Genomic DNA, 24,904 nt, shown 5'->3' with positions numbered 1-24,904 from the left:
CGGCCTTCATGTACCAGAGACGCCGTACGCCCGCCAGGGTTGCTTGGCGTCCTACGCGGGCGAGCGGAGGGCGAGGGTCATGGCCTCGACCGCGATCTGCGGGTTGACGTTGGCCGCCAGCCGCTCCCGGCACTTCATGATCGCATCCGTACGGCGGAGCGTCTGCTCGGGAGTGGACGCGCGCGCGACGGCCTCCACCTCGTGCCTGCGGTCCTCGTTGGACAGCTCGACCGAGGCCCCGAACTGGACGGACAGCACGTCGCGGTAGAACGCCACGAGTTCGAGCAGCGCGAGATCGAGGGAGTCGCGCTTGATGCGGGTCGCCCGCGACTTCTGCATGGTCTCGAGTTCCTTGAGCGCCCCCGCGCCGCCCCGCACGAGGCCCTTGTTAAGCCCCTTACCGGACGAGCCCTCGCCGTAGACCTTGCGCAGCTCGGCGGTCTCGGCCTCGTTCAGCACGGTCGTGGCCGCGTCGGCGTCCTCGCTGGAGGTCTTCACCAGCCGCTCGGCGGCGGTGATGCACTCCGCCACACCGGTCAGCGCCCGGGGGATCGACAGCACGTCGTCGCGCCTGCGCCGCGCCTCCTCGTCCAGCGCGAGCCGCCGCGCCCGGCCGATGTCCCCCTGGGCCGCCCGCGCGGCGTCGAGCGCCACGTCGTGGGGCACCCCGTCGCGGGTCACCAGCACGTTCGCGACCGCCTCGGTGGAGGGCGTGCCCAGCGTCACGACCCGGCAGCGCGAGCGGATCGTGATGATCATGTCGTCAGGGGAGGGCGCGCACAGCAGCCACACCGTCCGCGGCGGCGGCTCCTCGATGGCCTTGAGCAGCGCGTTGGCCGCCGCCTCCGTCACCCGGTCGGCGCCCTCGAACAGCACGATCCGCCAGCGGCCGAGCGTGGGCGCCCCCGCCGCCTTGAGCACGAGTTCGCGTGTCTGCCGCACGCTGTACGACAGGCCCTCGGGCCGTACGAACGTGACGTCCGGATGCGAGCCGACCTCGACCTGGTGGCAGTTGTCACAGTGGCCGCAGCCCTGGTCGGAACAGAGCAGCGAGGCCGCGAACGCCGTGGCGGCCGCGGACCGCAGGGCCGGCCCGGTGAACAGCCAGGCGTGGGTCATGCCCGCGCCGCGACCTCCGGCGACGACCTCCGCGGCGGCCGACGCCGCCCGCCGCATCACGTCGATCGCCCGGTCCTGCCCGATGAGATCCCCGAAGACAGTCATACGGCTACCCGAAGTCGCGGATGGCGGGCATCGTGCCGGTGGCCTCCTCGGCCTCCTGCGGCACCGGGTCGGGCAGGATCTCCCGCACCCGGTCCTGGATCAGGCGCGTCACCTCCCGCTGGTCCAGCGTGCCGTCCACCACGAGATAGCGGTCGGGGTCGGCCGCCGCCAGCGCCCGGAACTCCCGCCGCACCCGCTCGTGGAACTCCAGCGGCTCGGCCTCGATGCGGTCGGCGGGCGAGGCCATCCGCTGCAGCCCGACCGCGGGCGGCACGTCGATGAGCACGGTCAGGTCGGGGACGAGCCCGCCCGTCGCCCACCTGTTGATCTTGGCGACGTCCTCCTGGTCGAGCGACCGCCCGGCGCCCTGGTAGGCCAGCGACGAGTCCACGTACCTGTCGGAGATCACCGTCGAGCCGCGCCGCAGCGCGGGCCTGATGACCTTCTCCACGTGCTCGGCCCGGTCGGCGGCGTACAGCATGGCCTCGGCCCGTGGGGACAGGCCCTGGTGGGCGGCGTCGAGCAGGATCGCCCGCAACCGCATGCCGACCTTGGTCGAGCCCGGCTCGCGGGTCTGCACGACGTCGAAGCCCTGGTCGCGCAGCCAGATCGCGAGCAGCCGCGACTGGGTGGTCTTGCCCGAGCCCTCGCCGCCCTCGAAGGCGATGAACAGCCCGCGATCGGGGTCCGCCGCCTCCTCCGGCACGAACCGCCGCCCGCGCAGGGCGGTCAGCAGGTCGACCGCGATCGGGACACCCGGCCGGTCGTCCATGTGCCGCAGCGCGACCACCCCGACGGCGATCGCCAGCAGCGCCCCCAGGAGCAGCACGATGTTCGTGCCGTCGAAGCGGTAGCTGATCCCGGCGATCTGGAGGGCGTGCGTGCCGAACAGCGCGGCCAGCGTGGAGGCCACCGCCACGACCAGCAGCAGCACCACCCGGGCCAGCGACTGCAGGAAGGAGAACGTACGGCCGCGCAGCCCGTCCTCCACCTCCAGACCGATCACCGTGTAGCCGATGATCCAGGCGATGCCGGCGCAGGCGCCCAGCACCACGGTCAGCACGACGACGACCACCAGGTTCTGGATGAGCGAGACGGCGGCCAGCGTCAGCCCCGCGAGCACGATCGACAACCCGAACAGCCGCCGCCTGGACAGGCCCTTCAGCAGTCGCAGGCCGAAGAACATGCCGAACGCCATGCCGAGGAAGACGGCGCAGAACACCGCGCCGTACCCCGCGTCACCGCCGCCCAGGGCCTGCACGTACGCCTTGGCGACGCCGACGACGGCGCCCCCGGCGGCGAACGCGCCGAGCATGCCGATGATCAGGCCGCGCACGATGCGGTTGCCGCCGACGAACCGCCAGCCTTCGGTGATCTGCCGGAGCACCGAGGGCGCGGACACGTGCCTGACGTGGTTCTTCGGGATGGCCCGGAGCGTGAAGACCATCACGGCGGAGGCGAGGTAGGCCAGCGCGTTGAGGTACAGCGCCACGCTGGTGGCCGCGACGTCGAACGACGGGGCGGCCGCCGAGATCGTCGTGACCACGCCCGACAGGATCGCGAACAGGGCCGCGGCCACAGGGGCGGTGCCGTACGTGACGAGAAGGTTGAGCTGGTTGGCCTCCTCGAGCCGATCCTTGGGCACGAGGTTGGGCACGGTGGCGTCCTTGGCGGGCACCCAGAACAGGTTCACGCACTCGACCAGGAACGTCGCGATGATCACCCACTGGTAGCTGCCGACCAGTGGGATCGACAGCACCACCGCGAACCTGGCGAGGTCGGCGACGACCATCGTCAGCCTGCGGTCGAACCGGTCGGCCGCCGCTCCCGCGAGCGGGCCGAGCAGGATCGCGGGCAGCATCTTGGCGACGAAGACGCCGCCGATGGCGAGGCTCTGCGCCTGGAAGCCGGACCGCGCGGTCAGGTTACCGGCCAGGGCGGTCAGCGCGATGATGTTGAGCCAGTCGCCGAGGCTGCACGTCGCCATCGCCGTCCAGAGCCTGCGGAACGGCGCGTTCGCCAGCACGTGCGGCTGCTTGCGGCGCGCGGCGGCCCGGCCAGTGGTGCTCATGATGTCAGCGTATCCAGGTGCTCGCTGGGCTTGGGAGACGGTCGAGCGGGCCGCTGGGGCCTGCCCGTCGCCTGAGGGTATTACGTCCGCCTCGTCCTCGCTGCGAGATGGCACCAATGCTCTGCCCGGTTCCGCTCCCGCGAACCGGGCACGGTCAGGTGCGCAGCTCGATGAGGGTGATCTCGGGCGGCGCGCCCACCCGGACCGGCGGCCCCCAGAAGCCCGCGCCCCGCGTCACGTAGACCTGGGTGTCGCCGCCGCCCGTGCGCGGCACGCTCGCCAGCCCCGCCACCACAGGCTGCTGCAGCGGCACGAGCAGGTTGAACGGCGCCATCTGCCCGCCGTGGGTGTGCCCGGACAGCTGGAGATCGACGCCGTGCGCGGCGGCCTGCGTCACCTGGACGGGCTGGTGGGCCATGAGCACGACGGGCCGGTTCGCGTCGCGACTCCCGAGCGCCTTGTCGAAGTCCGGGCCGTCGCCCGACGGCACGCCGTTGAGGTCGTTGACGCCCGCGAGGTCCAGTACGGCTCCCGCGTGCCGGATCTCGACCCGCTCGTTGCGCAGCGGCCGGACGCCCAGCGAGCGCAACTCCTCGATCCATTCCTGCGGGCCCGCGGCGGTGTAGTACTCGTGGTTGCCGGTCACGAAATACGCGCCGTAGCGGGATTCGAGGGACCTGAGGGGCATGGCGAGACGACCGAGCTCGGCGACCGTGCCGTCCACCAGGTCGCCCACGATCGTCACCGCGTCGGCCTCCAGGCCGTTGATCATCCGGACGATCCGTTCGGTGTGGCCCCGGCCGCTCAGCGGGCCGAGATGGATGTCGCTGACGACCGCGATGCGCAGCCCGCTCATCCGGGGGTCGAGCCGGGGCAGGCGGATCGGCACCCGCTCGATCACCGGATCGCCCAGGGCCCGGCTCACGCCGTAGCCCACGGTCGCGAGCGCCCCCGCGGCCACGACCACGGAGGCCGTGCGGGAGATGAACAGCCGCCGGTCGATCGCCGGCGCGTCCGCCGCGGCCCCTTCCGCCGCCGGCCTGCCGGTCGTGGCCGTGCCGTGAGCGGCGGAGCCTCCCCCGGCCGCCGCGCCGGCGAGGACCACCTCGTCCACCGGCGCCGCCTCCCCCTCGGCCGGGTCGGCCGGAGCCGCGGTTTCGGCCGTACGGCGGCGTCTGGACACGACGAACGTCGCGACCGCCCGGGGCACCTCCATGACCAGGCCGAACACGAACAGGTAGAACATCACGGCCAGCCACAGGTAGCCGGGCCAGGCCACGACCCGCTCGACGTCCATGCCGAGGCCGAGCCGGCTCCCGGCGAAGGTCACCACCATCAGGACGGCCAGGATCACGAGCGCCCACGTCAGCACCCGGCGCGGACGCGATCGCGGCGTCGTCGACGCCCTGACCAGCCGCCACCACAAATAGAGGTGCACGACGACCACGGCCGTCACAATCATGCCGACGAACCCCACGAGAACTCCCCTCGACCGGCTAGCGATCAAGGGCCGGCTGACGACGATGCTACGAGCTCACACCGACGGCCGCGCCCGTTGTCCACAGCCCGGCCGGGTGTCCACAGGCGCGGCGACGCCGTGCGAAGCCGCGCCCGAACATGCCACCGCGCCCCGGCGAGGCCGCCGTCCGCCGGGACCGGGGGTCAGGACTTCGCGGCGGGCTTCTTCGCGGCGGTCCTGGTCCGGGTGGTCGTGCGCTTGGGGGCGGGCGCCCGCTCCCGCCGCTCGACCAGCAGCTCCGCCGCCCGCTCCAGCGTGATGTCCTCGACCGTGTCGCCCTTGCGCAGCGACGCGTTGGTCTCCCCGTCGGTGACGTACGGGCCGAAGCGGCCCTCCTTCACCACGATCGGCTTCTTGGAGTTCGGGTCCTCGCCCAGCTCACGAAGGGGCGGCGCGGCGGCGGCACGGCCGCGTCCGCGGGCCTTCGGCTGCGCGAACAGCTCCTTGGCCTGCTCGATCGTGACCGTGAGCAGGTCATCCTCCGAGCCCAGCGAGCGCGAGTCGGTGCCCTTCTTGATGTACGGCCCGAACCTGCCGTTCTGCGCGGTCACCTCCTCGCCGTCGAGCTCGCCGACGACCCTGGGCAGCTGGAGCAGCATCAGCGCCTGCTCCAAGGTGATCGTGTCGAGGGACATCGACTTGAACAGCGAGCTGGTCCGCGGCTTGGGCGCGTCGGCCTTCTTCGTCCGCTTCTTGCCGTCGGCCGGCGCCGGCTCCTCGGGCAGGATCTCCGTGACGTACGGGCCGAAACGGCCGTCCTTGGCCACGATCGTCCGGCCGGTCGCCGGGTCGACGCCCAGCTCGCGGTCGCCGCTCGGGCGCGAGAACAGCTCCTCGGCCTTCTCGGCGGTCAGATCGTCGGGCGCCATGTCCTCGGGGATGTTCACCCGGGCGCCGCCGCGGTCGAGGTAGGGCCCGTAGCGGCCAACCCTGATCACGATGTCCGTTCCCTTGATCGGGAACGAGCTGATCTCCTTGGCGTCGATCTCGCCGAGGTCGGTGACCATCTCCTTCAGGCCCTCGTCGCCGTCCCCGCCGCCGAAGTAGAACCGGCGCAGCTCGGGCACCCGCTCGGCGCGGTCGTTGGCGATGTCGTCGAGGACCTTCTCCATCTCGGCCGTGAAGTCGTAGTCGACCAGGTTGCCGAAGTGCTGTTCGAGCAGGTTGACCACGGCGAACGCGAGGAACGACGGCACCAGGGCGGTGCCCTTCTTGAACACGTAGCCCCGGTCGAGGATCGTTCCGATGATCGACGCGTACGTCGACGGCCGCCCGATCTCCCGGTCCTCCAGCTCCTTGACCAGCGACGCCTCGGTGTAGCGCGCGGGCGGCTTGGTCGAGTGCCCGAGCGCGGTCAGCTCGGCCGCCGTGAGCCGGTCGCCCTCGGTCAGCGTGGGCAGGCGCTTCTCCGAGTCGTCCCGGTCGGTCGAGGGGTCGTCCGCGCCCTCCACGTACGCCTTGAGGAAGCCGTGGAAGGTGATCGTCCGGCCGGTGGCGCTGAACTCGACGTTCTCCCCGGTGCTGGACGTGCCGCCGACCTTGATCGACACCGACTCGCCGACCGCGTCCTTCATCTGGGAGGCGACCGTGCGCTGCCAGATCAGCTCGTACAGCCGGAACATGTCCCCGGACAGGCCGGTCTCGCCCGGCGTCCTGAACTCCTCACCGGACGGCCGGATCGCCTCGTGCGCCTCCTGGGCGTTCTTCACCTTGCTGGTGTAGACGCGCGGCTTGTCCGGCACGTACGCCGAGCCGTACAGCTTGATCGCCTGGCTGCGGGCGGCGGCGACGGCGGTCTCCGACAGCGTGATGCTGTCGGTACGCATGTAGGTGATGTAGCCGTTCTCGTACAGCCGCTGGGCCACCTGCATCGTGTACTTGGCGGAGAAGCCCAGCTTGCGGCTCGCCTCCTGCTGCAGCGTCGTCGTCCGGAACGGCGCGTACGGCTTGCGCGTGTACGGCTTGCGCTCGACCGACCGCACCGCGTAGGACACGCCCTCCAGGCGGCCGGCGAGGGCCGTCGCGGCGGCCTCGTCGAGGTGGAGGACGTCGGAGCCCTTCAGCCTGCCGGTGGAGGCGAAGTCGCGGCCCTGGGCCACGCGCCTGCCGTCCACACCGGTCAGCGTGGCGGAGAACGTCCGGGGGTCGTCGCCCGCCCGGCCGGTGTCGAACAGCGCCTGCAGATCCCAGTAGTTGGCGGCGGTGAACGCCATGCGCTCCCGCTCGCGCTCCACCACCAGCCTGGTGGCGACCGACTGGACACGGCCGGCGGAAAGCCGCGGCTTGACCTTCTTCCACAGGACCGGGCTGACCTCGTAGCCGTACAGGCGGTCGAGGATGCGCCGGGTCTCCTGGGCGTCGACCAGGCGGAGGTTGAGGTCACGGGGGTTGGAGACCGCGTCCCTGATGGCGTGCGGGGTGATCTCGTGGAACACCATGCGGTGCACCGGGATCTTGGGCTTGAGCACCTCGCGCAGGTGCCAGGCGATCGCCTCGCCCTCCCGGTCCTCGTCGGTGGCGAGGTAGAGCTCGTCTGCTTCCTTGAGAAGCTGCTTGAGCTTGGACACCTGTGACTTCTTGTCCGGGTTCACGACATAGAGCGGCTCGAACTCGTGGTCGACGTTCACCCCGAGGCGGGCCCAGGCCTCGCTCTTGTACTTCTCCGGGATGTCATCGGCCTTCTCCGGAAGATCACGAATGTGGCCGATGCTCGACTCTACGATGTAGCCGCGCCCGAGGTACCCGGCGATCGTCTTCGCCTTCGCGGGCGATTCCACGATCACCAGGCGGGTTCCGCCGGCGTTGCCGTTGTTGGCTGGCACGCTGCTTCCTACCTCGCTGTCCGCTGTCATTCCCCGTACTGCCGGGCTTCGTACTCCCGGCTCATGACACCCTCGTCGTCCGGGCCGGGGGCTTCTTACCCCCATCGGGCGCCGACGAGGCGCCGCTTTGAAGGTACCTGCCGCCGCACGTTCCTCCCCCTCGGGCTACCCGGTTATGTCCGGGAATGTAACCCGTCTGGCGCTGTTATCCACGGAGACGCAGAATAGAGCCCATCGAGTTCCCTAGCACGCCCCGGAGACCAATGGCTGTGCTCGACTACTCCTATCTGGACCTGTATCTCCCTCGGGGCACCCCTCGTGAGGTGGCGAGGCAGATGCTCACGGAGCATGCCGAGCACGGAGACTGGGAACTGGAGCGGCTACGCCTTTATCCCGACGGCAGCAGGCGCGTGCGGCTGCGTCGGAAGATCATACGGGCCGCCCGGACCATGTGAGCCCCGGAGGCGCGGACGCCACGGTCAAAAGGGCTTTGCCCATCCGCAATGCCGTCGGTGCCATGACCGTAAGTGCTCCAATCCGTCTCGAAACAGTACCGGACAAAAGGGCTTTGCCCGCCCCGGGCCGCGCCCCCGGAACGGGCAAAGCGTTCGTGCCTCCCACTGGCGGTGGGGGGGCGTCCTGGTCGCCCGCGCCGGGCAGCATCTGTCAGACACTCCCTGGCGCGGGCGAGTGATATCCCTCGCCTCCGTCAGCCGCGCGCCGCCGGATCACTTCCGCACGGCCGTCGCCGCCGGAGGTGTTCCCGTGCCGTCACACGCGGCCGTACGGCTACTTGCGACCGAACCGGAAGCGGCGGGTGACGGCGAACAGGCTCGCCGAAGCGGCGAACATGGCGCCGAGGGCCAGGGCGAGGAACGACGCCGGGTTCATCCCGGTCAGGCCGACGGGCTGCTCGGCGCTCATCAGCTTGAGGGGGCTCAGCTTGCCCAGCGGCAGCACGTCGGCGCTCTTCCCGAGGTCGCCGGTGGGCAGGTTGCGCGCCGTGTCGCCGACGGGCAGCGAGGCGGTCGCGTCCTCCAGCGTCTGGTTGGTGGTCAGCGACCGAGTCGCGTCGTCGAGCGTTCCCCCGGCCTTGGAGACGGCCGCGGGGGTGCTGCCGCCCTTCTTGCCATTCACGGCGGGGCCGGCGGGCAGGCTCGGCGTCTCCGGCAGGCCGAGCATGTTCGGCAGGTCGCCGACGACCGGAGCGGAGGGGGTGGCGGCGGCGCTCATCGGCTGCACGGTGTGCTTGCCCGACAGCACCGACGCGCCCGGCATCGCGGGCATGACCGCGCCGCGGGCGGCCTTGTGCTCGGGGTGGGCCCAGTAGCCGTGCCCCTTCCAGCCGCCGCCCACCTGGGCACCGCCCAGGCAGCCCGCGGCGGCGTCGCCGAGCACGGCGACCGAGTTGCCGCAGACGTTGATCGGCGCGTTGATCGGGACGACGATCTGGTTGCCCGCGAGGATCCCGTGCCTGCCCGAGGTGATGTTGCCGCCCGCGCCGGCACCGCCGCCAAGGACCGAGGCGCCGCCCTGGCAGCCCGCGTGGGACCGGCCGATGACGCTCACCGCGTTGCCGCAGACGTTGATCGGCGCGTTGATCGGGGCGACCACCTGGTTGCCCCCGAGGATCGAGCCGTGGCCGGACGTGACGTTCCCGCCGGCGCCCCAGCGGCCGCCGTGCTTGCTCCAGCCGCCGATCACGGTCGCGCCGCCGCGGCAGCCAGCGAAGGCGTCGCCGACGATCGCGATGGCGTTGCCGCAGACGTTGATCGGCGCGTTGATCGGAGCGACCACCTGGTTGCCGCCGCCGACGCTGTGCACCCCGCTGGTGCGGTTGCCGCCCGCACCGGACCAACCGCCGGACCAGCCGCCGTGGCCGCCGTGCCCACCGTGCCCACCGTGCCCACCGTGACCGCCGTAGCCACCGTGACCGCCGTAGCCACCGTGACCGGGCGTGGAGCCGCCGTGGCAGCTGCCCGAACCGTTGCCGCACACGTTGGCCGGCGTGGTGATCGGCGCGACCACCTGGGTGCCGCTGCCGACCGAGTAGCGGCCGTCGGTGTCGTGGCCGGTCGAGCCGGGACGGTGCCAGTGACCGCCTCCGTGGTGACCGCCGTACCCGCCGTGACCCCCGTGGCCGTGGCCGCCGTGGCCGTGGCCGCCGTGGCCGCCGTGCCCGCCGGAGCCGCCCACGGACGAACCGCCGCGGCAGCCCGAGAACGCCTTACCGATGACCGCGACGGAGTTGCCGCAGACGTTGATCGGCACGGTGATCGGGGCGACCACCTGGTTGCCGCCCAGGATCGAGCCGCGGCCGCTGGTGCGGTTGCCGCCGGCGCGGACGCCGTCATAGCCGCCTCCGACGAAGGCGCCGCCACGGCACCCGGCGGTGGCGTCGCCGAAGACGGCGATCGAGTTGCCGCACAGGTTGATCGGCGCGGTGATCGGCGCGACGACCTGGTTGCCGCCCCCGATGCTGTGCGCCCCGCTGGTGCGGTTGCCGCCCGCGTTCCCGCGCCGTCCCGAGCCCTTGACCGCCGCGCCGCCCCGGCAGCCCGCGTCGGACCGGCCGATGACGGACACCGCGTTGCCGCAGGCGTCGATCGGGGCGTTGATCGGCGCGACCACCTGGTTGCCGCCGAGGATGCTGCCCTCGCCGGAGGTCCTGTTCTGTCCGGCGCCCACGCCCGCGCCCTGCGCGGTCGCGCCGCCCAGGGAGGAGGCCCGGGATTCGCCGATGACCGCCACCGCGTTGCCGCTGATGTCGATCGGCAGGGTCACCGGGATGTCGACCTGGTTGCCGCCGAGCACCGAGTGGCTGCCGTCGGTGTCGGCGAAAGCCGTACCGCTGCCAAGGGCCATGACGCCGGCGGCCAGAAAAGCCGCGGAGGCGGAGCCCTTCGCCCACGTTCGCATGATGAATGCTCCTAGTGGTTCTTCTAGGGGGTTACCTGACAGCTCGCGACGCATGTCCAGGCCGCATGAGCACAGCGGAGCCGTGGACGGTCACGAGGATGGGAAATTCCGCGTCACCCGCGGGAGCCTGCCGCCCGGGCACCACGAGTGAGGGCAGGCGATGGCACCGGTCGCCGTACGACGGGGACCGGCACGAAGGCGGGATCAGTCAGGAGAGAAAGACGGGTCGTCCGCCGCTGTGCGGACCACCGGGGGAACAACCGCCGCCAGTGGGGCGGGCAGCTTGGTGAAGCGCGGTTCGAACACATCCCGCGCGACATCCCCGAACAGGATGTTTCCACCGCTCGACTGCGGGACCAGGCCCTGGTCTGCGGGCGCGTGGTCCGCAGTGGAGGGCGGAGGGAGCAGAGGCTTTGACTGGCTGGTGAGCCCGTCGACCGTGCGCCCCGCCATCGCCTCGGCGTTCACCGAGACGTCGTCCGCCGCCGTGGGGAAACCGTCGGTGCTCTTCCCGTGGGACTCGACCGCGCCCGGCGTGGGCGGCAGGCCGAGGTCCGGACCTGAGAAACGGTCGGGAAGAACCGACCCGGCGACGTCATGTGAGGGTGCGGTCCCGGCCACGGACGTCGCCGTGCCGAAGACACCGAAGATCACGCCGAGCAGCCATCCGGCGGCGATCAGCCCGCCGATGACCAGCAGGCGGCCCAGACGGGAGCCGGCCGCGAACCGCGCCATCCGGCCCCGCTCCGCAGAGCCGGGAGACGTGACGCGCACGCCGGGAACGGCGGCGGGCGAACTCGCCCTCCGCTGCTCCTGCGACGTGCGCGTCACGCGACCTCCCCAAACCGCTGAGTCCACAGTCCGCTGGGTCCACCCGGTGCGGATCCAACCCCCAACGGAGAGTTACTGTAGCGGCACGGCATGTGATCGCAAGAGCTTTCTCAGCAGTATCCGAGGAAACGGTCAAGGACCCGGACGCCAAACCGGAGCGAATCAACCGGAACTCGCTCGTCGACGCCATGGAACATCCCGGAGAAGTCCAAGTCTTCGGGAAGCCGCAGCGGCGCGAAGCCGTAGCCGCTGATGCCGAGACGGCTGAACGCCTTGAGGTCGGTGCCTCCGCTGAGCGTGTACGGCACGGCCCGCGAGCCCGGGTCCTCCTCCTGCAGCGCGTCGGCCATCGCCGTGACCAGCGGGCCCTTGAAGGGGGTCTCGACCGCCACGTCGTGGTAGACGAACTCCCGGGTCACGTTGGGCCCCAGCAGCTCGTCCACGGTCTGGAAGAACTCGTCCTCGTACCCCGGCAGGAACCTGCCGTCCACGTGCGCGCTCGCGATCTGGGGGATGACGTTCGCCTTGTAACCGGCCTGGAGCATGGTCGGGTTGGTCGTGTTGCGGAGAGTGGCCCCGATCATCCGGGCGAGCGACCCGAGGGTGGCCACCGCCGCCTCCGCGTCCTCCGCCTTGACCTCCGTGCCGAAGACCTCCTCGAAGAACGCCTGCACGGTGGGCGTGAGCCGCACCGGCCACTTGTGGCGGCCGAGCCGGCCGACCGCCTCGGCGAGCTCGGTCACGGCGTTGTCGTCGTTGAGCATCGAGCCGTGCCCGGCCCTGCCCTTGGCCGTCAGGCGCATCCAGGCGATGCCCTTCTCCGCCGCCTCGATCAGGTACAGCCGGCCCTTGTCGGTGGTCACGCTGAAGCCGCCGACCTCGCCGATGGCCTCGGTGCAGCCCTCGAAGACCTCCGGATGCCGCTCGGCCAGCCACTGGGCGCCGTAGTGGCCCCCGGCCTCCTCGTCCGCGGTGAAGACGAGGACGACGTCCCTGGGCGGCCTGCGCCCCTCGCTCAGCCGCCGCCGCACCACGGCGAGGATCATCGCGTCCATGTCCTTCATGTCGACCGCCCCGCGGCCCCAGACGCAGCCGTCGGCGATCTCACCGCTCAGCGGGTGGTGGGTCCAGTCGGCGGCGTCGAACGGCACGACGTCCAGATGACCGTGGAGGACCAGGGCGTCCCTGCTCGGGTCGGTGCCCTCGACGCGGGCGACCACGTTCGCCCGCCCGGGGTCGGACTCGAGGATCCGCGGCTCCAGGCCGACCTCCGACAACTTGCCCGCCACGTACTCCGCGGCCTCACGTTCCCCGGGCCCCGCGTTGTCCCCAGCGTTGACCGAGTCGATGCGGATCAGATCGCGGCACAGCTCCGCGACCTCGTCCTCCCCGTAGCGTGGGGTCATTACGCCTCCTCCTGCCGGGCGGGCCCGTCGGCGGGCCCCCCTTCTACCGTCGTACGGCTCGCGCCTCCATCCTGCCGCCGTACAGGCGTGACGTTCACCCCCGGGCTTGCGCGAGCCGCGCAGGGGCCGAATCCCGGTATGAAGCAGGGCCGAGAGAGTGCTAATCTGTATCAGCCGACGCGGGATGACGATCCCGCGTGAGGCACCACGTCCGGGTGGCGGAATAGGCAGACGCGCTAGCTTGAGGTGCTAGTGCCCAGTGATGGGCATGGGGGTTCAAGTCCCCCCTCGGACACAGATCTTTCGCACATGTGGAGGCTGGGGATGACCCCGAGCCTCCACAAGTCGTTTCCGGGGCCGGCATGTCGATCCGAGCCCCATCTGCGAGTCGCCGCGTACGAACGGCCGCGGCGGCCGGGGGCCCGGAGCGGGCGGCCTCAGCCGAGCGCCAGCTCGGCGACCCGGCGGGCCAGCAGGCGGGCGGGATCGACGACGGGGACAGGGACGCGGGAGCCGTCCAGGGCCAGGACGATCTCGGTGCACGCGGCGACGACCCGCTCAGCGCCGCGGTCCGCGAGAGAGCGGGAGACCTCCTCGAGCGCCTGCCGGTGGGCCGTCCCCGCGGCGCCGCTCTTGACCGCGCCGATGGCGGCCATGACCCGCCGCTGGTCGGCCTCGCCCGGCTCGATCACCGCGACACCGCGACGCCGCAGCGCCTCCGCGTACAGGCCCGCGCGCAGGGTGCCCGACGTGGCGAGCACGCCCGCCGCGCGTACGCCGTCGGCGGCGAGAGCGTCGGCGGTGACCTCGATGATGCTGGCCAGCTCCAGCCCGGCCTCGTCCGCGAGGCGGGGGACGAACGCGTGGGCGGTGTTGCACGGCACGGCGAGCACCTGGCACCCGGCCCGTTTCAGGCCCTCGATGCCGCGTCGCAGGTAGGGGGTCGGGTCCTCACCGTCGCCGACCAGGCTCAGGGAGCGGTCGGGGACGCGGGGGTCGCCCCAGATGACGACGGGCACGTGCCCCTGGTCGCAGGTCGCCGGCGTCTCCTCCACGAGCTTGCCGTAGAAGTCGACCGTCGCCGCCGGTCCCATGCCGCCCAGGACGCCGACCAGTCGGGGTCCGCTCACCGGCCGCCTCCAGCCGGGCGGCCGACCCGCCGGGTGCCGCAGAACCGAGTCATCGCGATTCGTCCTCTCCCCGAGCGCCACGGGTTCCCGCACGGTCGCGGAGGCTTCGGCGCAATAGCCGTACGTACGGCCGAGGCGAGCCGGGACGGCTGCCCGCACAAGGATCGATCTATAAGGTGATTTCGGCTTGCAAACGCAGCAAACAGCCATCGAAGGGGTGATTGTGCAGGATTCCGGCACAGAGCCGTCTCGGTTGTTGTCGGAGGCCGACCTCGAACTGATCGACGCGCTCCAGATCAACCCGCGCGCGAGCTGGGTGGACATCGGGGCGGCGATCGGCGCCGATCCGGTGACGGCCGCGCGGCGCTGGCAGCGGCTGAACGCCTCGGGCGAGGCGTGGACCACCGTCGCCCTCGGGCAGCGCCAGATGCACGCGATGAGCATGGCGTTCCTGGAGATCGACTGCGAGGCCGGAGCCGCGGTCGAGGTGGCGGACCGGCTCGCCACGGCCGGGCACCTCATCACCGTGCAGCACGTCGCCGCGGGCCACGACCTGTTCGTGATCGCCGTGGCCGCGTCGATGCCGGCTCTGGCGGATTACCTGCTCACGGACCTGCCGCGGGTGCCGGGCGTGGCGAAGGTGCGCACCCACGTCGCGACGCGCGTCTTCGAGGCCTCGTGCCGCTGGCGGCTGCGCGTGCTGCCCCCTCGTGCGGCGGCCGCGCTGGCACGGCGGCCCGGCCCGCCGGAGTCGACGAGGCGGATGGACGCACTCGATCGCCTGCTGTTCAAGGCCCTGCTCACGGACGGCCGGGCCGGTTACTCCGAGCTGGCCCGGACCGTCGGCGCGTCCGAGCGCACGGTGCAGCGCAGGCTGTCGCGGCTGGTCGCGACGGGTGACATCGACTTCCGCTGCGATCTCGCGCGCTCGCAGGCGGGCTGGCACTCCTCGGCGATCTTGTGGCTGCGGATGCCGGACGGCCGGCTGGAGGAGACGGGCCGGGCGCTGCTCGGCTGGCCGGAGACGCGCACCTGCGCGGCGCTCGCGGGCACCCGCAACATGCTCCTCACCGTGGGCCTGCACGGGGTCTCGGACCTGCACCCGCTGGTGGTCCGCCTGGAGGAGCGGTTCCCCCACGTCAGCGTCGCCGACCGGCAGATCGTGCTGCGGCAGACCAAGCTGTACGGCCGGGTCCTCGACCGGCTCGGCCGCTGCACGGCCGTCGTCCCGGTGGACCCGTGGATCCTGCCGCGGCACGCCTGAAGGGTCAGCGGGGCTCGGGGACGCCGCCGCCCCGCGCCTCCCGGCAGAGCCCGGCGCGCAGGACGTCCGCCTCGCGGCGTCCCACCACCTGCAGGTCGCCGACCGCCAGCGCGGGCAGGCCGAGCGCCGACACGACGGCGGTGAGGCGGCCGACCTCGCCGCGTACGGCGACCTCGTCGCACCCGAACCGGGGCGCGGGGCCGCCGAGCGTCGGCGTGATCAGGAGATCGACCCCGGACATCTCCGCGGAGAACCGGGCCCGGACCGCGGCGAGCTCCTCGACCGCCCGGCGGTACTCCCGGTGGCCGATCCCCGCGGCGCCGTCCAGCTTCCGCCGCACCCCCTCGCTGTAGCTCTCGGCCGCCCCCGGATAGGTGGCCTCGTGCGTGCGGCGGGCCTGCGCGCCCACGATCGTCCAGTACGGCGGGAGGATGTCGTACGGCAGGGCGATCTCGCGGACCTCTGCGCCGAGGTCGGCGAACTCCCCGGCCTGCGCGCACCCCTCGGCGACGCCGACGACCAGCCCCGACAGCGAGTCCGGCGGCTCGACCGCCTCGCCGGAGAGCACCCGCCACACGCGGGCGCAGTCGGCGACCGAGGTGGACATGGGGCCGACGACGTCGAACATGGGGGCGAGCGGCGCAACGCCCTCGGACGGGACGGCGCCGGCTCCGGGGCGCAGGCCGACCACGCCGCAGCAGGCCGCCGGAATCCGTACGGAGCCGCCGGTGTCGGTGCCGAGGCCGAACCGGGCGATGCCCGCGGCGAGCGCGGCGGCCGTGCCGCCGCTCGACCCGCCGGGAGACAGGTGTGGGTGGCGCGGGTTGCGCACGTCGCCCCAGTGCGGATTCTCGCTGGTGACGCCCCAGGCGAACTCGTGCTGGTTCGCCTTGCCGACCAGCAGTGCCCCCGCGCGTTCCAGCGCCTCGACGCAGGGGGCGGTGGTCAGCGCCTCCTCGCTCCCGTACAGGGCGGAGCCGCGGGTCGTGGGGAGCCCGGCGACGTCGATCATGTCCTTGACGACGAACGTCCAGGCCCACAGCTCCGGCGGGACGCCGGGGGCGGGGCGCTCGTGGCCGGCGAGCCGCTCGATCACCGGCTCGGCACCGGCCTCGATGAGGATGGCGTGCCCGCTGTGCCGGCGGATCGCCTCGGCGGACCGGGCGATCGCCGCCTCGCGTTCCGCGACCGCCTCGGCGGATCCGATGAGCGCCGCCTCGCGTTCCATGGTCGGGGACCTCCTCGCGCCTGCTCCGGGAGCCGTCCGATGGGGACGGCGCGGCGGGTCGTCACCGGCCGCGCCCATAATCCGGCAAATAGTGACAGATCCCCTGTTCCGCGTCGAGCCCCGCGCGGACGCCCGTTCCGGAGTGGCCGTGCCGTACGGTCAGACCGCCAGCGCGTCCAGCAGGGACAGCAGACGGGCGGTCTCCCGCTCGGGGCGGGCGAGGGCGAAGATGCTGCGACTGGTGTTCAGCCAGGGCACGTCGGCGACCACGACGCCCGAACCGTGCCCGCGCAGCGCGAGGTCGGGGATGAGCGCGGCGCCCATCCCCGCCTCGATCATCGCCAGCGTGATCTTGAAGTCGTCGGAGTGGCCGGCCACCCGGGGGTGCAGGCTCCAGCGGGCGAACACGCCCTCGAAGAAGGAGGCGTCGCTGCTGCCCGGGTGGTGTGTGATCCACGGCAGGTCGACGAGCTGCTCGGCCCGGTACGGCGCCAGGTCGCCCCACCGGGCGGGAAGGACGACCTTGTAGCGGTCCTCGGCGATCCAGCGGCGGCCCAGCGCCGACGGCCACGAGAGGCCGGAGTTCCCCACCTGGTAGACGATCGCCGCGTCCATCTCGCCTCCGGCGCCGAGACGCGGGATGAGCTGGGAGGACTCACCGACGGTGACCCTGACGCCGGCCCGGTCCCTGTCATCCATCCGCCCGAGCACGCCGGTCAGCACGTCGGCGAAGCTGGGGAAGATGCCCAGGTGGATCCGCCGCTCGCTGTTTCGGTGCACGGCCTGGACGGTGGCGATCATGCGTTCCATGTCGTTGAGCACGGTCGCGGCGTGCCTGGCCAGCACCTCGGCGGCGCCGGTGGGCAGCACGCTGTGCGCGGACCGCTCGAACAGCCGCACGCCGATCTGCCGTTCCAGCGCGGCCATCTGCTGGGAGACGGCCGATGAGGTGTATCCCAGCCGGTTCGCCGCGGCGGCGAAGGAGCCGAGCTGGATCACCTCACGCAAAGTGCGCAGGTGTTCCGGCTTGAGCATTAGCGCTCCTTGCTCTCAGGGCTGCTGAATGTCGTGTTTATAGCGCTTCCGCCTTTTTTTCGCCACACCTACAGTGATGGACCACCGTTCCCCGAATCCCTTTGAGAGTCACATGAGCATTCGCGTGTACCGCAACGCCGCCATCCACACGGGAGCCGGCGGCACCCCGCCCGCCCAGGCCATGGCCGTGGACGGCGAGACGCTGCTCGCCGTCGGCACGGAGGCGGAGGTGCGCGAGGCCGCGGGTCCGGGAGCGGAGCTGATCGACCTGGACGGCGCGGCGGTGCTCCCCGGCCTCTACGACGCGCACATCCACACCGCGCAGTACGCCCAGAGTCTCGGCGCGGTGGACCTGCGCGACGTGCGGTCCCTGGACGAGGCCCTCGCCATGGTGGCCGCGCACGCGGCGCGGCTGCGGCCGGGCGCCTGGCTGTTCGGCGGCCGATGGAACAGCAACACCTGGGATCCGCCCGCCCAGCCGGACCGGTACGCCCTCGACTCGGTCTGCCCCGACCTGCCGGTCGCGCTGCCCAGCGTGGACGGCCACACCGTGTGGGCCAACTCGGCCGCGCTGCGGCTGGCCGGCATCGACGCGGCCACGCCGGACCCCGTGGGCGGCGACATCGTCAGGGACGCGAGCGGGGAGCCGACCGGCATCCTCCGCGAGGCGGCCTCATACCCGCTGCGCGACCTCATGGTCTCCCCCGACCTGCGCGACCTGCTCCGCGCGGGGCAGGACGAGCTGCTCGCGCTCGGCCTGACCAGCGTGCACGACATCGACGGTGAGGACTGCCGGGCCGCCTACCTGGAGCTGCGCGACGCGGGCGAGCTGAAGCTGCGCGTCCACAAGGCGATCCCGATGGTCCACCTGGAGGCGGCGATCGCCGAGGGCCGCCGCACCGGGCAGGGCGACGACTGGTTCCGCACCGGCCCTGTGAAGATCTTCAGCGACGGGGCGCTGGGCTCGCACACCTGCCACATGAGCGAGTCCTTCGCCGGCGACCACGGCAACACCGGCATCGCGGTCACGCCGTACGAGGAGCTGGTCGCGCTGTTCTCCCGGGCGGCGGGAGCCGGCATCGCCGTGGCGACGCACGCGATCGGCGACCGGGCCAACCACCTGGTCATCAACGCGTACGAGGCGATCGGCGCCACGCCGGGCCTGCGGCACCGCATCGAGCACGCCCAGCACCTGCGGCCCGGCGACCTGGCGCGGATGGCGCGGCTGGGCATCGTCGCCTCGATGCAGCCCGTGCACTGCACGAGCGACATCGACCTGGTGGACCACCTGCTGGCCGGCCACGAGCTGGCCTCCTACGCCTGGCGGAGCATGCTGAACGTCGGCGTGGCGCTGGCCTTCGGCTCCGACGCCCCCGTCGAGCACCCCAACCCCTTCGCCGCGCTGTACGCCGCGGTGACCCGCACCCGGACCGACGGCACCCCCGCCGGCGGGTGGCAGCCGGAGCAGCGGCTGAGCATGGCCGAGGCCGTCACCGCCCACACCCTGGGCGCGGCCTACGCCGCGGGCGAGGAGGAGCGCAAGGGCGTCCTCGCGCCCGGCAGACTCGCCGATTTCATCGCGGTGGACACCGACCCCTACCTGGAGTCGCCCGAGGCGGTGCTGCGCACCAAGGTTCTGACCACCGTCGTCGGCGGCGAGGTCCGCTGGCGGCGAATCTGAAGGAGCACCCCCCTTTGAACACCCGGATCCTCACCATGCTCGCCGTCGGCGGGCTGCTCACCGCGACCGCCGCCTGCGGCGCCCAGTCCCTCGACGCCGACGACTCCGGCACGGCGGCCTCGGCGCCGGCCGTCGTCCTCGACCAGGCCCCCGCCGAGGAGAAGGCGGCCGACGTCATCAACGCCATCACCCCCGACCAGGAGCTCGCGGCCAAGGCGCCGGCGAGCCTGAAGTCCGGCGGCCTCAAGGTCGTCTCCTCGATCGGCTACCCGCCCATGGAGCTGTACGCGAGCGACGGCAAGACGCCGATCGGCTTCGACCCCGCCCTGGCGCGCGCCATCGCGAGGAAGCTCGGCGTCAAGGTGACCATCACCGACGAGGAGTTCAACTCGCAGATCCCCGGTGTGCTCACCGGCCGCTACGACTTCGTCATCTCCTCGATGAGCGACACGCCGGAACGGCAGGGCCAGGTCACGTTCGTCGACTACGTGCAGGCCGGCGCCGCGCTGCTGGTCAAGAAGGGCAACCCGGCGGGCATCACCGGGCCCGGGGACGTGTGCGGCAAGACGGTCTCCGTCGTCGACAACGGCTCCTCGATGGAGCTGGCCGAGAGCTATGACGCCGCCTGCAAGAAGGACGGCAAGCCCGCCGTGGACATCCTGAAGTTCCCCGGCGACACGGAAGCCATGCTCCAGGTGGGCAACGGCCGCGCGCAGGCGAGCGTCACCGACTACGTGGTCGCCGCGTACAAGGCGGCCGACCCCAAGCTCGACATGGAGGCGATCAGCCTCGACGGGACCGCGAGCCCCTGGGGGATCGGGATGAAGCCGGACAACAAGGAGCTCATCGACTCCGTCAAGGGCGCGCTCGACTCCCTCATCAAGAGCGGGGAGTACGGCGGGCTGCTCAAGGCGTGGAACCTGGACCCGCTGGCCGTCGAGTCGGCCGTGGTCAACGGCGGTAAGTGACGTGCGCACCGAACCGATCGCCGACGGGTCCGGCGCGCCGGTCCCCGTCGCGCGCACCCTGCACTGGGGCCGCTGGCTCGCCGCGGCCGTCGCGCTCGCGGTCGCCGGCTGGCTGGTCTACCTGGTGGTGGTCAACCCGCGCCTCGACTGGGGCAAGGTCGCCGAGTACCTGTTCAACGAGCGGATCCTGTCCGGGGTCTGGGTCACCATCGAGATCTCCGTGCTGGCGACGGCCCTTGGGCTGGTGCTCGGCGTCCTGGTCGCGGTCATGCGCCTGGCGCACAACCCGGTGCTGAGCGGGCTGGCCACGTTCTACATCTGGTTCTTCCGCGGCACGCCGGTGCTGGTGCAGCTCATCTTCTGGTACAACCTGGCGTTCCTGTTCCCCGAGCTGGTGCTCAAGATCCCGTTCACGATGATCGGCCTCAAGTGGGACACCAACCAGGTGATGACCGGCTTCACCTCGGCCATGCTGGGGCTGGGGTTGAACCTGGCGGCGTACTTCGCCGAGACCGTGCGCGCCGGGATCCAGGCGGTGGACCGGGGCCAGACCGAGGCGGCGTACGCGCTGGGCATGACGCCGGCCAAGCGGATGCGGGTCATCGTGCTGCCGCAGGCGCTGCGCATCATCATCCCGCCGACCGGCAACGAGTTCATCTCCATGCTGAAGACCACCTCCCTGGTGTACGTCGTCGCCGGGCACGACCTGATGACCAACGCCAGCCAGATCTACAAGGCGAACAACCGGATCATGGAGCTGCTGATCGTGGCGAGCGTCTGGTACATGATCATGACTGCCGTGGCGACCTTCCTGCAGGGGCGGCTGGAGCGCCGCTTCGGCTCCGACGCCGTACGGCTGGTGCGCGGCGGCGGGGTCGCGGCCCGGGTCCTGCCGAAGGTGGCCGCATGAGCGCCGGCGCCGCCCCCGTGGTGGTGGCGTCGGACGTCCGGATGGGCTACGGCGGCGTGCAGGTGCTCAACGGGGTGGACTTCACCGTGGCCTCCGGCGAGGTGAGCTGCGTCATCGGGCCGTCGGGCTCGGGCAAGTCCACGTTCCTGCGGTGCCTCAACGGCCTGGAACCGGTGCTGGGCGGCAGCCTGCGCGTGCTCGGGGAGGAGGTCGGCCACACTCTGCGGGACGGCAGGTATCACCCCTGGACGCCCAAGCAGTTCGCCGCCTTCCGCAGGAACATCGGCATGGTGTTCCAGCGATTCAACCTGTTCGCCCACCAGAGCGCGCTGGAGAACGTCGCCTGCGGCCCCGTCCACGTACTGGACACGCCGCCGGATCGGGCGCGAACGCTGGCGATGGAGCACCTGGACCGCGTGGGCCTGGCCGACCACGCGCACAAGCGGCCCCACCAGCTCTCCGGCGGCCAGCAGCAGCGGGTGGCCATCGCCCGGGCGCTGGCGATGAACCCGGCGCTGATGCTGTTCGACGAACCGACCTCCGCCCTCGACCCCGAGCTGGTGGACGAGGTGCTCGAGGTCATGAAGGGCCTGGCTGCCGAGGGGATGACGATGATCGTGGTGACCCACGAGATCGCCTTCGCCCGCGAGGTCGGCGACCGGCTGACCTTCTTCGCCGACGGCGTGGTCGTCGAAGAGGGCCGTCCCCGCGAGCTTCTCGCCGCCCCGGCGCACGAGCGCACCCGCGCGTTCCTGTCCAGCGTCCTTGGCGCCCAGCGACCCTCATGATGATGTGTTCAAGAGGGGGATGGCTGTGACCGTCGCGGGTGTCAGCGCCCTCTGGCGGTGATGGTCCGCCATTCGCCTTCCCATCCGGCCATGGCGCGCCGCGCGGTCCACACACGGCGTCCCGTCCGCACGAGGTGACCGGCGGTCCAGAGGCCGCCGGACACGGTCAGTCCTGCCAGCAGGGCGACCAGGACGACCATGGCGGTCGGCGAGGGGCCGGGGGTCAACTCTTCCCCCGCGCCGACCCAGAGAGCCAGCCGGTCCCCTGCCTGATGCCCGGAGGCCGCCACCGTCCTGCCCGTGTGGGGACGGCCGTCCCGGCCGGTCCAGACGGCCTCCACCACGGCGGCGGGCAGCGGAGCGGACCGGGCCCCGACGACGGGGGTCCTGAGCACCCGTACGACCTGTGCTGTCACCCGTCGATGGCCGTCGGCGTAGGCGTCAGCGCCGCGGATCAGAAGGGAGCTGACGATCGCGCTGGTCGCGCAGGCGACGATCACCAGGAGTGCGGCCGTCAGGACGCGCCCTGCCGACGAGACGTGCACGATCTTCCCCGCGAGTTCTCAGAGGCCGACGTCGCGGCGCAGCAGGTCGTCGAGGCCCTCGCGGCGGACGACCAGCCGGGCCTTGCCCCGGCTGACGGCGACGACCGGCGGGCGCCCGGTCATGTTGTAGGTGGAGGCCATCGAGTGGTTGTAGGCACCGGTGGCGGCGACGGCGAGCACGTCTCCGGGGCGGATGTCGGCGGGGAGCGCGACATCCTCGGCCAGGGTGTCCCCGCTTTCGCAGTGGTGGCCGACCACGGTGAAGTCGCGCTCGCCCTCGCGCGTCGCCCGGCCGATCATGCGCATCTCGTACCGCGAGCCGTACATCGCGGGCCGGGGGTTGTCGCTCATGCCTCCGTCGACCGCGACGTACGTACGGCGCAGCCCCTTCTTGACGGCGATCACCCGATAGAGCGTCACGCCGGCGGGCCCGGCGATGGCCCGTCCGGGTTCGACGGTCAGCCGCGGCGCCGGCAGGCCAATGCCGGCACAGCGCCTCTCGACGGTCGCGGCCAGTGAGCTGAGCTGGGAGGGAGTCAGGCCGGTCTGCCCGCTCGTGTACGCGATCGCGTGACCGCCGCCGAGGTCGAGCTGGGGCAGCGTCACTCCGTGCGCGTCGCGGATCCGCGCGAGCTGCTCCACCAGCACATGGGCGCTCCGCTCGTACGGCTCGGCGGCGGCGATCTGGGACCCCAGGTGGCAGTGCAGGCCGACCAGCTCCAGGCGCGGCTGGCGGAGGATCCGATTCACCGCCTCCCTCGCCACACCGGCCGCGATCGACAGCCCGAACTTGTGGTCCTCGCCGCCCGTGCGGATGGCGGCGTGCGCCCCGGCCTCGATGTCGGGAATCACCCGCACCAGCACCTTCTGCCGCATCCCGGCGGGAACGAGCGCGGCGAGGCGGTTGATCTCGGCGAGGTCGTCGACGACGATGCGGCCGACGCGCTCGTCCACCGCGGCGCGCAGCTCCGCCGGGGTCTTGGCGTTGCCGTGGAGGATGATCTTGTCCGCCGGGAAACCGGCGGCCCTCGCCACGGCCAGCTCGCCGGCCGAGCACACGTCGAGGGCGAGCCCCTCGGACCGCACCCAGGCGGCCATGGCGCGGCACCAGAACGCCTTGGCGGCGTACGCGATCTCGGCCCTGGGCAGCGCGGAGCGGTAGGCGCGGCAGCGCAGGCGCACGTCCGTCTCGTCCATGACGTACGCCGGGGTGCCGAAGCGCCCGGCCACCTTCATCAGGTCGACGCCGCCGACCGTCGCATGGCCCTCGGCGCCGAAGCGCGCGGTCGCCGGCCAGGGGCCGTCGGCCGTCTCCGTCGTACGCGGAGGGGTGATCAGCAGGCTCATTTCGTTCTCTTCTCCGCCAGGAGCGCCTGGCCGAGTCCGGTGACCGTACGGGTCACGATCTGGGTGCAGGTGGTGTCGGCGCCCGCGTCGCGAAGCGTCGCCACCGCCAGTTCGAGGTCGTCCATGCTCCGGCAGGCCACTCGTACCTCGATGTCGGCGTCGCCGAGCAGGACCAGCGCGCACAACACCGCGGGCATCTCACGCAGCCGCTGCTCGTAGGCTCCGCACGTCACATCGCGGCGCAGCCGGAGGCGTACGACGGCCTGGATCGGGCGGCCGAACGCCGCCGGGTCCACCTCGGCGCGGACGGCGGCCAGCGCGCCGCTGTCACGCAGCCTGCGCAGCCGGATGGAGACCGTGTTGTCGCCGAGCGCAAGGTCGCGGGCGAGGGCCCGCACCGGAGCGCGCCCGTCGCGCGTCAGCGCCTGGAGCAGCGACCGGTCGACGTCGTCGATGGATTTCACAGCACACCGCCTTCTGAACGGCCCTGCCGCCCTGAACGGGCAAACAGCCCGAAAATGGGACACACAACACGCTAAGCAGGGGCCGGCCCGTGGGCGGTCGATCCTGACGCCATTCCTACGGCGGTCCCGCCGAATCTGACGCCCGGTTGACGTCCGCCGCTCGCGGAGAGGTCGTGCGGTCACTGCTCCGGGACGGCACCGTCTCGGGTAACGGGTTCCCGGCCGTCTGCGGCTCCACGAATCGATCATCTTGGTCGGCGAGGTTCTGCTGGAGAACGCACATCACGCGGTCCTGGAGATCGGCCGGTTCGTCGCGCCTGCGGGGTCGATCACGATCCCGATCACATTGAGGTCGTTGATCATGCCCCGCAGCGCGGGCTCACTCAGGCGGATCCAGTCCTGGTCGCCGCCCAGCGCCCTCGCCAGCCGGAACGGCGAGGTGAAGGCCACGGCCGTCCGCTTGCCCGCGGCCGTCCGGAACAGGCGTAGCGCCAGAGAGAACGTGCTGCGGCGAACCGGCACATATAACGGTTTTTCGAGCATTTCGCGCCTTTCAAAGGGCTCTACGAAGGCGACGTTAGAACCCGGGCGACCAGCGGGAACCCGTCGCTACGGAATTCCGACGCCGGGCCGTGGAAAGCTGACGTGATGTTGATGGGTCGCCGCGATCCCGGTCGCTTCCTTCGCGCGACGGCGCGGCCCTCTTCGTTCCGCACCGCCGGGGAGAGCAGACGTGCGCGCCCGAACCAGCC

General features: G+C 71.9%; 20 protein-coding genes and 1 tRNA gene. 7 read left to right on the top strand and 14 right to left on the bottom strand.

The genetic code is table 11. The features are described from left to right. Positions 1-51 precede the first annotated feature (51 nt). From ACQEVJ_RS00980 to topA, 4 genes are all read right to left on the bottom strand, one after another. Complete coding sequence (locus ACQEVJ_RS00980; protein WP_433096159.1) at positions 52-1,224, bottom strand: DNA polymerase III subunit delta'; 1,173 nt, start codon at positions 1,222-1,224, stop codon at positions 52-54. 4 nt (positions 1,225-1,228) lie between these two features. Next, entirely contained in the window at positions 1,229-3,295 is a 2,067-nt protein-coding gene (gene tmk / locus ACQEVJ_RS00975; protein WP_433096157.1) for a dTMP kinase, read from the bottom strand. A gap of 154 nt (positions 3,296-3,449) precedes the next feature. After that, positions 3,450-4,772, bottom strand: a complete 1,323-nt coding sequence (locus ACQEVJ_RS00970; RefSeq protein WP_433096155.1) for a metallophosphoesterase — start codon at positions 4,770-4,772, stop codon at positions 3,450-3,452. 185 nt (positions 4,773-4,957) lie between these two features. Beyond that, the gene (topA, locus tag ACQEVJ_RS00965; protein ID WP_433096153.1) at positions 4,958-7,666 is read right to left on the bottom strand and encodes a type I DNA topoisomerase; all 2,709 of its coding nucleotides are present in this window, start codon (positions 7,664-7,666) and stop codon (positions 4,958-4,960) included. Between the two features lie 239 nt (positions 7,667-7,905). Here topA and ACQEVJ_RS00960 point away from each other — a divergent pair, with 239 nt between their 5' ends. Next, positions 7,906-8,091: a DUF5703 family protein gene (locus tag ACQEVJ_RS00960; protein WP_079320786.1), complete on the top strand. Its 186-nt coding sequence runs from the start codon at positions 7,906-7,908 to the stop codon at positions 8,089-8,091. Positions 8,092-8,425: 334 nt separating this feature from the next. On the opposite strand, the gene ACQEVJ_RS00955 is transcribed toward ACQEVJ_RS00960, so the two are convergent. From ACQEVJ_RS00955 to ACQEVJ_RS00945, 3 genes are all read right to left on the bottom strand, one after another. Continuing rightward, complete coding sequence (locus ACQEVJ_RS00955) at positions 8,426-10,555, bottom strand: chaplin family protein (RefSeq protein ID WP_433096151.1); 2,130 nt, start codon at positions 10,553-10,555, stop codon at positions 8,426-8,428. Positions 10,556-10,759: 204 nt separating this feature from the next. Beyond that, positions 10,760-11,386 carry a hypothetical protein gene (locus ACQEVJ_RS00950; protein ID WP_433096149.1) on the bottom strand — a complete coding sequence of 209 codons (627 nt, stop codon included), beginning with the start codon at positions 11,384-11,386 and terminating at the stop codon, positions 10,760-10,762. 110 nt (positions 11,387-11,496) lie between these two features. Continuing rightward, positions 11,497-12,792, bottom strand: coding sequence for a M20/M25/M40 family metallo-hydrolase (locus tag ACQEVJ_RS00945; RefSeq protein WP_433096147.1), 1,296 nt, complete (start codon positions 12,790-12,792; stop codon positions 11,497-11,499). Between the two features lie 209 nt (positions 12,793-13,001). Here ACQEVJ_RS00945 and ACQEVJ_RS00940 point away from each other — a divergent pair. Further along, positions 13,002-13,087 (top strand) — tRNA-Leu (locus ACQEVJ_RS00940). A gap of 142 nt (positions 13,088-13,229) precedes the next feature. Here ACQEVJ_RS00940 and ACQEVJ_RS00935 read toward each other — a convergent pair. Further along, positions 13,230-13,922, bottom strand: a complete 693-nt coding sequence (locus ACQEVJ_RS00935) for an aspartate/glutamate racemase family protein (RefSeq protein WP_433096145.1) — start codon at positions 13,920-13,922, stop codon at positions 13,230-13,232. 256 nt (positions 13,923-14,178) lie between these two features. On the opposite strand from ACQEVJ_RS00935, the gene ACQEVJ_RS00930 reads away from it, so the two are divergent. Then, on the top strand, positions 14,179-15,186 hold the full coding sequence (locus ACQEVJ_RS00930; protein WP_433096143.1) for an Lrp/AsnC family transcriptional regulator: 1,008 nt from the start codon (positions 14,179-14,181) through the stop codon (positions 15,184-15,186). Positions 15,187-15,190: 4 nt separating this feature from the next. Here ACQEVJ_RS00930 and ACQEVJ_RS00925 read toward each other — a convergent pair whose 3' ends face one another. Together ACQEVJ_RS00925 and ACQEVJ_RS00920 are read right to left on the bottom strand one after the other, a co-directional pair. Next, positions 15,191-16,414, bottom strand: coding sequence for an amidase (locus ACQEVJ_RS00925; protein ID WP_433096141.1), 1,224 nt, complete (start codon positions 16,412-16,414; stop codon positions 15,191-15,193). Positions 16,415-16,573: 159 nt separating this feature from the next. Then, positions 16,574-17,449, bottom strand: coding sequence for a LysR family transcriptional regulator (locus tag ACQEVJ_RS00920; protein ID WP_433096139.1), 876 nt, complete (start codon positions 17,447-17,449; stop codon positions 16,574-16,576). A gap of 112 nt (positions 17,450-17,561) precedes the next feature. Between ACQEVJ_RS00920 and ACQEVJ_RS00915 the strand changes: the two genes are divergently transcribed. The 4 genes from ACQEVJ_RS00915 to ACQEVJ_RS00900 are packed head-to-tail and all read left to right on the top strand — an operon-like array spanning position 17,562 to position 21,796. After that, positions 17,562-19,130 carry an amidohydrolase gene (locus ACQEVJ_RS00915; RefSeq protein ID WP_433096137.1) on the top strand — a complete coding sequence of 523 codons (1,569 nt, stop codon included), beginning with the start codon at positions 17,562-17,564 and terminating at the stop codon, positions 19,128-19,130. Between the two features lie 14 nt (positions 19,131-19,144). Then, a complete protein-coding gene (locus ACQEVJ_RS00910; RefSeq protein ID WP_433096135.1) occupies positions 19,145-20,098 on the top strand; it encodes an ABC transporter substrate-binding protein in 954 nt (317 codons plus the stop codon). A 1-nt stretch (position 20,099) separates the two neighbouring features. Further along, on the top strand, positions 20,100-21,008 hold the full coding sequence (locus ACQEVJ_RS00905) for an amino acid ABC transporter permease (protein ID WP_433096133.1): 909 nt from the start codon (positions 20,100-20,102) through the stop codon (positions 21,006-21,008). Continuing rightward, complete coding sequence (locus ACQEVJ_RS00900) at positions 21,005-21,796, top strand: amino acid ABC transporter ATP-binding protein (protein WP_433096131.1); 792 nt, start codon at positions 21,005-21,007, stop codon at positions 21,794-21,796. Before ACQEVJ_RS00905 ends, ACQEVJ_RS00900 begins: the two co-directional genes overlap by 4 nt. 41 nt (positions 21,797-21,837) lie before the next feature. On the opposite strand, the gene ACQEVJ_RS00895 is transcribed toward ACQEVJ_RS00900, so the two are convergent. The 4 genes from ACQEVJ_RS00895 to ACQEVJ_RS00880 all read right to left on the bottom strand — a co-directional run bounded on the left by ACQEVJ_RS00895 (position 21,838) and on the right by ACQEVJ_RS00880 (position 24,695). Further along, on the bottom strand, positions 21,838-22,341 hold the full coding sequence (locus ACQEVJ_RS00895) for a hypothetical protein (RefSeq protein ID WP_433096129.1): 504 nt from the start codon (positions 22,339-22,341) through the stop codon (positions 21,838-21,840). Between the two features lie 18 nt (positions 22,342-22,359). Continuing rightward, complete coding sequence (gene lysA, locus ACQEVJ_RS00890; RefSeq protein ID WP_433096127.1) at positions 22,360-23,688, bottom strand: diaminopimelate decarboxylase; 1,329 nt, start codon at positions 23,686-23,688, stop codon at positions 22,360-22,362. Beyond that, on the bottom strand, positions 23,685-24,152 hold the full coding sequence (locus ACQEVJ_RS00885) for an Lrp/AsnC family transcriptional regulator (RefSeq protein ID WP_433096125.1): 468 nt from the start codon (positions 24,150-24,152) through the stop codon (positions 23,685-23,687). The genes lysA and ACQEVJ_RS00885 overlap by 4 nt, the downstream gene beginning before the upstream one ends. Before the next feature lie 282 nt (positions 24,153-24,434). Continuing rightward, complete coding sequence (locus ACQEVJ_RS00880; RefSeq protein WP_433096123.1) at positions 24,435-24,695, bottom strand: SAV_915 family protein; 261 nt, start codon at positions 24,693-24,695, stop codon at positions 24,435-24,437. Between the last annotated feature and the right edge of the window lie 209 nt (positions 24,696-24,904).

Source organism: Microbispora sp. CA-102843 (assembly GCF_050936215.1).
Classification (GTDB): domain Bacteria; phylum Actinomycetota; class Actinomycetes; order Streptosporangiales; family Streptosporangiaceae; genus Microbispora.
This window is presented reverse-complemented; position numbering and strand designations above follow the sequence as displayed.